The sequence below is a fragment of the Streptomyces sp. XY431 genome, from assembly GCF_001279805.1.
Classification (GTDB): domain Bacteria; phylum Actinomycetota; class Actinomycetes; order Streptomycetales; family Streptomycetaceae; genus Kitasatospora; species Kitasatospora purpeofusca.
In genome coordinates, this window is the sequence record NZ_LGDO01000150.1 from 1 (window position 1) to 8995 (window position 8995).

9 protein-coding genes and 1 pseudogene are annotated in these 8995 nt (G+C 75.0%); 7 read left to right on the forward strand and 3 right to left on the reverse strand.

The features are described from left to right. Nucleotides 1-413, forward strand: a pseudogene (locus tag ADK60_RS17610) (hypothetical protein); the annotation flags it as partial. Between the two features lie 649 nt (nt 414-1062). Here the strand turns inward: ADK60_RS17610 and ADK60_RS17615 are convergent. Then, the gene (locus tag ADK60_RS17615; RefSeq protein WP_045938071.1) at nt 1063-1722 is read right to left on the reverse strand and encodes a response regulator; all 660 of its coding nucleotides are present in this window, start codon (nt 1720-1722) and stop codon (nt 1063-1065) included. After that, the gene (locus ADK60_RS17620) at nt 1719-3341 is read right to left on the reverse strand and encodes a sensor histidine kinase (RefSeq protein WP_053647112.1); all 1623 of its coding nucleotides are present in this window, start codon (nt 3339-3341) and stop codon (nt 1719-1721) included. The genes ADK60_RS17615 and ADK60_RS17620 overlap by 4 nt, the downstream gene beginning before the upstream one ends. 162 nt (nt 3342-3503) lie before the next feature. Between ADK60_RS17620 and ADK60_RS17625 the strand changes: the two genes are divergently transcribed. From ADK60_RS17625 to ADK60_RS17645, 5 genes are all read left to right on the forward strand, one after another. Beyond that, nucleotides 3504-4400, forward strand: coding sequence for a class I SAM-dependent methyltransferase (locus tag ADK60_RS17625; protein ID WP_053647114.1), 897 nt, complete (start codon nt 3504-3506; stop codon nt 4398-4400). A 148-nt stretch (nt 4401-4548) separates the two neighbouring features. Continuing rightward, on the forward strand, nt 4549-4851 hold the full coding sequence (locus ADK60_RS17630; protein ID WP_053647115.1) for a GNAT family N-acetyltransferase: 303 nt from the start codon (nt 4549-4551) through the stop codon (nt 4849-4851). Next, nucleotides 4851-5390: a (4Fe-4S)-binding protein gene (locus ADK60_RS17635; RefSeq protein ID WP_079008460.1), complete on the forward strand. Its 540-nt coding sequence runs from the start codon at nt 4851-4853 to the stop codon at nt 5388-5390. The genes ADK60_RS17630 and ADK60_RS17635 overlap by 1 nt, the downstream gene beginning before the upstream one ends. Before the next feature lie 179 nt (nt 5391-5569). After that, complete coding sequence (locus ADK60_RS17640) at nt 5570-6592, forward strand: aldo/keto reductase (RefSeq protein ID WP_053647118.1); 1023 nt, start codon at nt 5570-5572, stop codon at nt 6590-6592. A 166-nt stretch (nt 6593-6758) separates the two neighbouring features. Beyond that, nucleotides 6759-7385, forward strand: coding sequence for a TetR/AcrR family transcriptional regulator (locus ADK60_RS17645; protein ID WP_053647119.1), 627 nt, complete (start codon nt 6759-6761; stop codon nt 7383-7385). A gap of 148 nt (nt 7386-7533) precedes the next feature. Here the strand turns inward: ADK60_RS17645 and ADK60_RS17650 are convergent, their stop codons facing one another. After that, nucleotides 7534-7800: a GlsB/YeaQ/YmgE family stress response membrane protein gene (locus ADK60_RS17650; RefSeq protein WP_045938076.1), complete on the reverse strand. Its 267-nt coding sequence runs from the start codon at nt 7798-7800 to the stop codon at nt 7534-7536. Between the two features lie 181 nt (nt 7801-7981). Here ADK60_RS17650 and ADK60_RS17655 point away from each other — a divergent pair. After that, on the forward strand, nt 7982-8995 hold a 1014-nt coding region (locus ADK60_RS17655), incomplete at its 3' end, for a glycosyltransferase (protein WP_053647126.1).

Sequence of the window (8995 nt, forward strand, 5' to 3'; positions counted from 1 at the left end):
CCGCTGCGATGGGTGGCGCGGCGGCGGGTGTGGGGGCGGCCGGGGGGAGGGCGGTTCGGACGGTGCCGATTCTCGCGGTCGTACCGGAGGCGGCCGGGGCGGTTGCGGCGCCGGCGGTCCTGGTCGGCTCGACTGGGGCGAAGGCAGTGGTGGCTGCTGTCGTGGTGACGGCGGCAGTGGTGGCGCCGGCCGTCATCGTGGTGACCGTCGTGGTGGTGGCGGCGTTCGCGGTGGCAGCGTTCGCGGTGGGGATGGCGGCGGCGTTCGCAGTGGCGGATCCGGTGGTGGCCGTCGGGGTTGGGGCGGCCGGGGCGGTGATCGTGCCGGCGGCGACGGGCACCGGAGCAGCGGCAGGGACAGGGGTCGCGGCGGCCATGGGGCTCGCCGCGGGAGTGGCGGGGCGGACGGCTTGAGGACTCAACGCTTGCCTCCGCGGCCGCCGCCGGTATACAGCGGCCGCGCGGATCGGCCGGGGCGGCCGGTCCGCCCCGGCCAGGTCACCGGGCCGACGGGCCCGGCTGTGACGGCGGGACACCAAGAGGGTCCGTCCGTTCCAAGTGCGCTGGAACGGCTGGGCGGCGTGTGTGGCATGTGCGTCCTCCTCGCTCGATCCGGTGGCCCCGATCGTCCCGGAGCCTCCGTGGACGGCGGCTTCCCTTGCGGCGGGCGCAGAACGACGCACCACCACAGGGAAGCCGAGATGTGAGCCTAGAAGAACCGTTCGGTTTCCTGCGAGGTGGCCCTGCTCCCAGCGTGCCGGGGTCGGGCTCCGCCCCGTCGCCCGGCCGCTGAAACGGCGGTCGGCGCACGACATGCGAACCCGGCTCGGCGCGCGGGCGCGGTCGCCGGATCGCGCCCACCTCCACCATGGACCCGGGGCCGGGGTTCGGCAGCACAGGACGCCAAGGCGCGCCTTTTCCAAGCCAGATGGGTGACGGCGGACCGGCGTCGAGTACCGCGCGGCGCTGATCCGGGGGCGGTCGGTTCGGGGCAAATCACCGTGTTCCCAGGCGATGGCGGAGGAGTGCGGACGGATCGTCGCACAAGGGGAGGGCGGTCGGCTCAGCCGGCGTCGCCCACCATGCCGGCGTCCCGGGCGAGCAGTGCCGCCTGGACGCGGTTGCCGACCCCCAGCCCGGTGAGGATCCGGCTGACATGGGCCTTGACCGTGCTCTCGCGCATCCCGAGGACGACCGCGATCTCGGCGTTGGAGCGGCCGACGGCGAGTTCGCGCAGCACCTCGCCCTCGCGCGGTGTGAGCCCCTCCAGGCGGCCCCGGGCCGCGACCGCGCGCGGCTCGCCGGTGCGGTGGTAACGGTCGATGAGGCGGCGGGCGGCGGCCGGGTGGAGCATGCCCTGCCCGCCGGCGACCACGTGGACGGCGCGAGCGATCTCGGCGGGCGGGGTGTCTTTGAGCAGGAAGCCGTCGGCCCCGGCCGCGAGTGCCCGGTAGACGTACTCGTCGAGGTCGAAGGTGGTGAGCGCGATGACGCGCGGGCCGTCGGGCAGCGCGCGGAGCCGACGGGTCGCGGCGATGCCGTCGAGCCTGGGCATCCGGATGTCCATCAGGGCGACGTCGATGCGGTGGCGGGCGGCGAGTTCGACGGCCTCCAGTCCGTCGGCGGCCTCGGCGACCACGGTCAGCTCCGGGTCCTGGGCGAGCAGGTCGACGAGTCCGAGCCGGACCAGCGCGTCGTCGTCGACCACCATGGTGCGGATCACGTCGCCTCGCTGGGTGGATTCGGGCCGGTCCACGGGTCGGCGGCCGCCGGGGCGGGGCGCCGAGCGGGCGGTGGGGTGGTCGGTACGGCTGTCGGTACGGCGGGTATCGCAGGTGCGGTGGGTGCGACGGGGTGCGGGTCGACGGCCCGTCGCACTGTCCGGGCGGGCGCCCGTGCAGTCGGGCTGAGCGGCGGCCGGACCGGGAGCCGGTCCGGTGCCGGAAGGCGGGCGGCGAGACGGAACCCGCCTCCGCCGTCGGGGCCCGCGTCGAAGTGCCCGCCGAGCGCGCCGACCCGCTCGCCGAGCCCGACCAGGCCGTAACCGCCCCCGGTACAGGCACCGGACGGAGCCCGGTCACCCGCGCCGTTGCGTACCTCGACGGTCGTCGCGGGCGCGCCGTACCGGACGCGGACGGTGACCGGGGCGGTGTGGGCGTACTTGCGCGCGTTGGTCAACGCCTCCTGGACGACCCGGTGCACGGCCAGCCGGTGGGTGGTCGGGATGTCCTCCGGGTCACCGGCGAGGGCCAGTTCCACGCGCTGGCCGGAGCCAGTGGCCTCGGCGACGAGTTCGGCGAGGTCGCGCAGGGCGGGCGCGGCGACGGGCGGACGGAAGTCGGCCGACGAGTCGGAGTCGGCGGGTGGACGGGGAGTCACGGGTTCGGGGAGCGGCGCACCGCCTGCCGCTGAGGGCACGGGGCCCGGCTCGGCGCGTGCTCCCGTACTCGCACCCGTGCTCGTGCTCGTACTCCCCCGCCCGACGGCGGTGCGGATGCTGTCGGGCGCCCCGGCGTCACCGGCCGGGCCGGCCTGACCGGACGGGACGACCGGCTCCGACGGACCGGTCGGCAGGGTCGTCCCCACGGGTCCGGGCGGATCGGCCCGGAGCGCGCCGAGAACGTCGCGCAGGTCGTCGAGCGAGCGGGCGGCCGTGGCCCGCAGCAGTTCGAGGCGGTGGGCGAGGCGCTCCGGGTCGTCCGCCACCGTGCCGGCCCCGGCCTGGTCGCGCAGCACACCGGCGTGCAGGACGAGGAGGCTGAGCCGGTGGGCGAGGACGTCGTGCATCTCGCGGGCGATCCGGGCACGTTCGGCGGAGCGGGCCTGCTCGGCCCGGAGTTCGCGCTCCCGGCCGAGTGCCTCGACCTTGGCGTTCAGGGTCCGGATCAGCACGCGGCGGCTGTGCAGCCACAGCCCGAGGGAGAGGACGGCCGCTTCGACCAGGAGTTGGGAACCGGTGGTGCCGGCCCAGTCGGCGAGGGTCTCGGCCCGGACCGCGCCGAGCCCGGCGAGCGCGACCGCGGCGGCGAGTGCCGGGCCGGAGCGACCCGTCGAGGCCAGGTGGTAGAGGCTGAACAGGCCGGGGAAGGCGCGGTTCAGCAGTCCGCTGAACAGGACGGGAAGTACGGCGGCGGCGACCGGGTGGCGGCGGGCCAGCAGCAGGGACAGCGGGGCGAGGACGGCTCCGGCCATGCGCACCGGGTGCCAGGGGAGATCGTGGACGTGCCACTGGGCGAGGCTCTCCTCGACGACGAGCACGAGGACGGTCAGCAGGAGCAGCGTCTCGGTCGGGCGGTGCCGACCGGGGGCGTACCAGCCGAGCAGGCGTTGCTGGTTGTTCATGCGGATCCACCTCCCTCCGTCCGTCGTCCGGGCCCGATGCTACGACGAACCGGCAGTGCGCCACCCCTGTCGATCGGCCATCGGCACCCTCGACTTTCGTCGGGGGTGCGGAGCATCTTTCGGCCATTCCACGCAGGTCGGACTCTCTCTAGCGTCACTGTCATGACGACACATCAGCTTGGCCAGGGGCCCGTCTCCCCCGCCGACACCACGGAGATCGCGGGCGCCGCGACCGCTCGCGCCGGGCGGCGGAGACCGGGCGGCGGTGACGGGTGGCTCTTCCTGTCCGAGGCGCTGCGCACGTTCCGGCTGACGGGCGCGGTGGCGCCGAGCGGGGCGGAGCTGGTGAACGCGCTGACGGTCCCGGCGACGAGCCGTCCGGACCGTCCGCTCTCGGTGCTGGAGGTGGGGGCCGGGACGGGCGTGGTGACGCGGCGGCTGGTCCGGGTGCTGCGGCCGGGAGACCGGTTGCACGTGGTGGAGCCCAATCCCCGGTTCGCCCAACGGCTTCGGACGGACGAGGAGTTGACGCGGCGCGGGACGGATCTCGGCCTGCGGCTGTCGACGTGCCGGGTGCAGGACCTGCCGGGGTGCGGCCCACCCGCCGCCGGGGGCGGAGGCCGCGAGGACGGTCGGTCGGGAGCGGCCGCCGAACGGTACGACGTGATCGTGTCGGGGCTGCCGTTCACCAACTTCGAACCGGCGGAGGTGCGGCGCATCCTCGATCTCTATCTGTGGCTGCTGGTGCCGGGAGGCGAGCTGACGTACTTCGAGTACCTGGGGACGTCGGCGGCACGGCTGCTGACGTCCGGCCCCCGGCAGAGTGCGCGGCACCGGGCGGTGGTGCGGTTACTGCGCCGGTTCGAGGAGGAGTACGGGCTGGGCAGCCGGGTGGCATGGCGGAACGTCCCCCCAGCGCGGGCCCACCTGCTGCGCGCACCGGGCGGGAGCCGGTCGGCGACGGACGCGGGGCCTGCGAGCGCGGCGGCGGGTGACGCGCGTGCGGCCGTCGCGAGCGCCGACGACCCGGCGGGCGGGGTCGCGGCGTCCGCTCGATGATGGACCGGACGCCCCCGGGCCCGGCGCCGACGGCCCGGTCGGCGGGCCGAGCAGTGGATCGAGCAGTGCGTTGAGCGTTGAGCAGTGCGTTGAGCGCAGTGCGTTGAGCAGTGGATCGAGCAGCGCATCGAGCAGCGAGGAGTCCGCCATGACAGTCACGATCCGTGATGCCGAGGGTGCCGGCCGGTTCGAGGCGTGGTCGGACGGCACCCTGGCCGGGTTCGCCGAGTACCTGCGCAGCGACGGGCTGGTGGTGCACCCGCACACGGTGGTCGAGCCCGCGTACGAGGGGCAGGGCGTCGGCGGGGCGCTGGCCCGGGCGGCCCTGGACGACGCGCGAGCGCGGGGGCTGGCGGTCCTGGCGACGTGCCCGTTCATCAAGGGGTGGATGCTCCGGCATCCCGAGTACATCGACCTGGCGTACGAGAACCGCAGCCGGGTGAGCGACTGATGGCCGCCGTCAGCCGCGCAGGCACCGAGGGCGCGGGCGGCACCGGGGGCACGGGCGGCGCCGGGGGCGCGGGCGGCACCGAGGGCACGGGCAGCAACGGGGGCGAAAAGGCGGCGGGTGGGCGCGCCAGCGGAGCCCGGGCGTACCGGGGGGACGGGATCACGGTGTCCTTCGACGCCCGGGTGTGCCGGCATGCCGCCGAGTGCGTGCACGGGCTGCCGGCGGTGTTCGACACGGCGCGGAGGCCGTGGATCATGCCGGACGCCGCCGAGCCGGGGGTGATCGCCGAGGTGGTGCGCCGCTGTCCGACGGGGGCGCTGGCCTACCGACTGGCGGGCGGCGGGGCGGAGGCCCCGGAGCGGCCGACCACGGTGCGGCGGACGGCCGACGGACGGCTGCTGGTCCGAGGCGAGCTGCGGGTGACGGACGCGTCGGGGGAGGTCCGGGAGGCGCCGCGGGCGATGCTGTGCGGCTGCGGCCGGAGCGCGGAGCCGCCGCACTGCGACCGGAGCGGGGAGTGCGGCGAGCACAAGGGGTGAGCCGCTCCGGCGGTGCGCAGCGACCGGGACCCGAACGGCCCCGTACCTCCACACCTCCCCACACCTCCACACGCCCGGCCACCGCAGCCGGCCCGGGCCCCGGTGATCGACAAATGACAGCTAACAGATTTCAGATGACAGATTTTGAATTCTGTCAGTCGCTGTGTCATCGTTGACCCATGTCCACCACCCAGAACCCCCGCCACCTCCCCCCGCGCAAGCTCGGCGCCACCGGCCCGACGGTCTCCACCCTCGGCCTCGGCTGCATGGGCATGTCGGACCTCTACGGCCCCGCCGACGAGGCCGAGAGCATCGCGACCATCCACGCCGCCCTCGACGCCGGCGTCACCCTGCTCGACACCGGCGACTTCTACGGCATGGGCCACAACGAGCTGCTGATCCACGAGGCGCTGCGCGGCCGCGACCGCGAGGAGGTCCGGATCAGCGTGAAGTTCGGCGCCCAGCGCAGCCCGGACGGCCAGTGGCTCGGCTACGACGCCCGCCCGGCGGCGGTCAAGACCGCCCTCGCCTACACCCTGCGCCGCCTGCGCACCGACCACATCGACATCTACCGCCCCGCCCGGCTGGACCCGGCCGTGCCGGTCGAGGAGACGGTCGGCGCGATCGCCGAGCTGGTCCAGGCCGGCTACGTCCGCCACATCGGCCTATCCGAGGTCGGCGCCGACACCCTGCGCCGCGCCGCCGCCGTCCACCCGATCAGTGACCTCCAGATCGAGTACTCGCTCATCTCCCGCTCCGTCGAGGCCGGGATCCTGCCCGCCGCGCGTGAGCTCGGCATCGGCGTGACCGCCTACGGCGTGCTCTCGCGCGGCCTGCTCAGCGGCCACTGGCAGAACGACCGGGAACTGGCCGGCACCGACTTCCGCGGCCACAGCCCCCGCTTCCAGGGCGACAACCTCACCCACAACCTCCGGCTCGTCGACGCCCTGCGCGCGGTAGCCGCCGAACGGAAGGCCACCGTCGCGCAGATCGCGATCGCCTGGGTCGCCTCGCGCGGCGAGGACGTCGTCCCGCTGGTCGGCGCCCGCCGCCGCGACCGCCTCACCGAGGCTCTCGGAGCGCTCGACGTGACCCTCACCGAGGCCGACCTCGCGGCCATCGAGGCGGCGGTCCCTGCCGGGTCCGCGGCCGGCGACAGGTACGCTGCCGCCCAGATGGCCCATCTCGACAGCGAGCACTGAGGCGCGGTCCCGGCCGCGTCGGCAGACCGCTCCGGGCGGGACCGTCAGCACCCGCACCAACCGCCGACCGGTCGGCGGCCCCGCCCCGACCGGCCGCCGACCGGCCGACCGTCCACCCGCCGCACCCCGGTTGGCGGACGCCTCACCCGTAAGGACGTACCTCCCCGTGAGCACGGACAGCGCACTCACCGCCGAGCAGATCCTGGGCGCGACGGAGGACGTCCTCAGGCGGTTCGGCCCGGCGAAGGCCACCGTCGTCGACGTCGCCCGCACGCTCGGCGTCAGCCACGGCAGCGTCTACCGCTTCTTCCCGAGCAAGGCGGCGCTGCGCGAGGCCGTCACCGAACGCTGGCTCGCCCAGGCCCACGACGAGCTGCGCCTCATCACCACCGAGACCGGGCCGGCCGCCGAGCGACTGCACCGCTGGCTGGCCACGCTCTTCGCCGCCAAGCGCCGCAAGGCCTTCGACGACCCTCAGCTGTTCGCGACCTACATGACGCTGGTGGGCGAGAACAGCCACACGGTCGAGACCCACATCGGGACGCTGATCTCCCAGATCGCCGATATCGTCCGGGACGGCGTGGAGAGCAAGGAGTTCCACCCCGCCCGCACCGACTCGAGCACCGACATCGACTCGACCACCAGCATCGACGCGACCGCCCGCGCCGTGTTCGAGGCGACCGCCCACTTCCACGACCCCGCCCATGCGGCGAGCTGGTCCGACCCGGCCGCCGACGAGCGGTTCGAGGCCCTCTGGCGGCTCATCCTCGGTGGCCTGGCCGCCAGGGCCTGACCCCTTCCCCGCCGGACATCCGCCCACCGTGCCGCCCAGCGGGGCGGCACGGTCCGGACACGACGGACCGGCCGCGCCGTCTCCCGCGCGGCCGGTCCGGCCCGTCGTACCTACTCTCCTCGCCCCTGCCGGGTGCCCCGGCCCGCGGTCAGTCGCGGGAGTTGCCGAAGACGAGCCGGTAGAGGATCAGCAGCACCAGGGCGCCACCGATCGCGGATGCCCAGGTCGCCAGGTCGAAGAACTGCGCCGTCACCGGCCGGTCCAGGAACTTCGCGGAGATCCATCCGCCGACGAAGGAGCCGGCGACACCGATCAGGGTGGTCACCACCAGACCCCCCGGGTCCCGCCCCGGCAGCAGCAGCTTGGCCAGGGCCCCGGCCACCAGGCCCAGCACGATCCATGCGACGAAGCTCATGCGTCCTACCGCCCTTCGAGCCGTACGGCGGCCCCGTGCACGCCGTACTGCCTGCAGGGACGCCGCACCACCGCCGGACGGTTCCGCGCCCGGCACGTCCGCGCGCGAAGGCCCGCGGCCCGCGGTCCACCGCTGGCGTGGCGCCCTTCTCGGGACCCGACTGCCCCGGAATACTGCGGCCATGCGCATCCTGATCGCCACCGCCGGCTCACGGGGCGACGTCGCCCCCTTCACCGGACTCGGCGCCCGCCTCCACGCGGCCGGCCATCAGGTGGCCCTCGCCACCCACGCGACCTTCGCCGACTCCGTCCGCGCCTGCGGACTGGAGTTCCGCCCGCTGCCGATCGACCCGCGCGCCGAACTCGCCTCCGCCCAAGGCCAGCAGCTCCTGCGGGCCGGCTCCGGGCCGCTCGGCCTCCTCCAACTGGTGCGCCTCGCACGCTCGTTCATGCCCGCCCTCGGCGCGGGGATCGCCGCCGCGGCAGAACCCGGCGCCGACCTTCTCCTCACCACCAGCACCACCGCCGACCTGGGCCAGGCCGTCGCCGAGGCAGCCGGCATCCCGAACATCGCCCTCCACCTCCAACCTCTCTCCCCCACCCGCGAGTTCGCACCGGCGGTCACCGGCACCCGATCCCTCGGCGGACCTGGCAACCTGCTCGCCGGCCACGCTGTGCAGGCCGCCGTCGACCGGCTCTTCGCCCCCGCCGTCCACGGCCTCCGCCGCCAACTCGGCCTGCCCGCCCGCTCTGTGGCACGCGGCCGCCGCAACCGCACCGTGCTGCACGGCTTCTCGCCACGAGTCGTCCCCCGCCCCGCCGACTGGAGCCCGTCCCTCGGCGTCACCGGCTACTGGTGGCCCCGGACCGACCCCGACTGGCAACCCCCGCACCGCCTCCTGGACTTCCTCGCCGCCGGACCGCCACCCGTGTACATCGGCTTCGGCAGTCTCGTCGTCCCCGACCCCGAACGGCTCACCGCCACCGTCCTCGCCGCCGTCCGCGCCGCCCGCGTCCGCGCCGTCGTCCAGTCCGGCTGGAGCGGCCTCAGCGCACCCGACGACAACGACGACGTCCTCACCATCGGCGACACCCCGCACGACTGGCTCTTCCCCCGCATGGCCGCCACCGTCCACCACGCCGGCGCCGGCACCACCGCCGCCACCCTCCGCGCCGGAACCCCCACCGTCCCCGTC

Bases quoted from the DNA above. Each gene is read 5' to 3' on its own strand.
- ADK60_RS17650 (WP_045938076.1), bottom strand. From the start codon at position 7,800: ATGAGCTTCGTCGCATGGATCGTGCTGGGCCTGGTGGCCGGGGCCCTG.
- ADK60_RS17640 (WP_053647118.1), top strand. From the start codon at position 5,570: ATGTCCACCACCCAGAACCCCCGCCACCTCCCCCCGCGCAAGCTCGGC.
- ADK60_RS17635 (WP_079008460.1), top strand. From the start codon at position 4,851: ATGGCCGCCGTCAGCCGCGCAGGCACCGAGGGCGCGGGCGGCACCGGG.
- ADK60_RS17630 (WP_053647115.1), top strand. From the start codon at position 4,549: ATGACAGTCACGATCCGTGATGCCGAGGGTGCCGGCCGGTTCGAGGCG.
- ADK60_RS17620 (WP_053647112.1), bottom strand. From the start codon at position 3,341: ATGAACAACCAGCAACGCCTGCTCGGCTGGTACGCCCCCGGTCGGCAC.
- ADK60_RS17625 (WP_053647114.1), top strand. From the start codon at position 3,504: ATGACGACACATCAGCTTGGCCAGGGGCCCGTCTCCCCCGCCGACACC.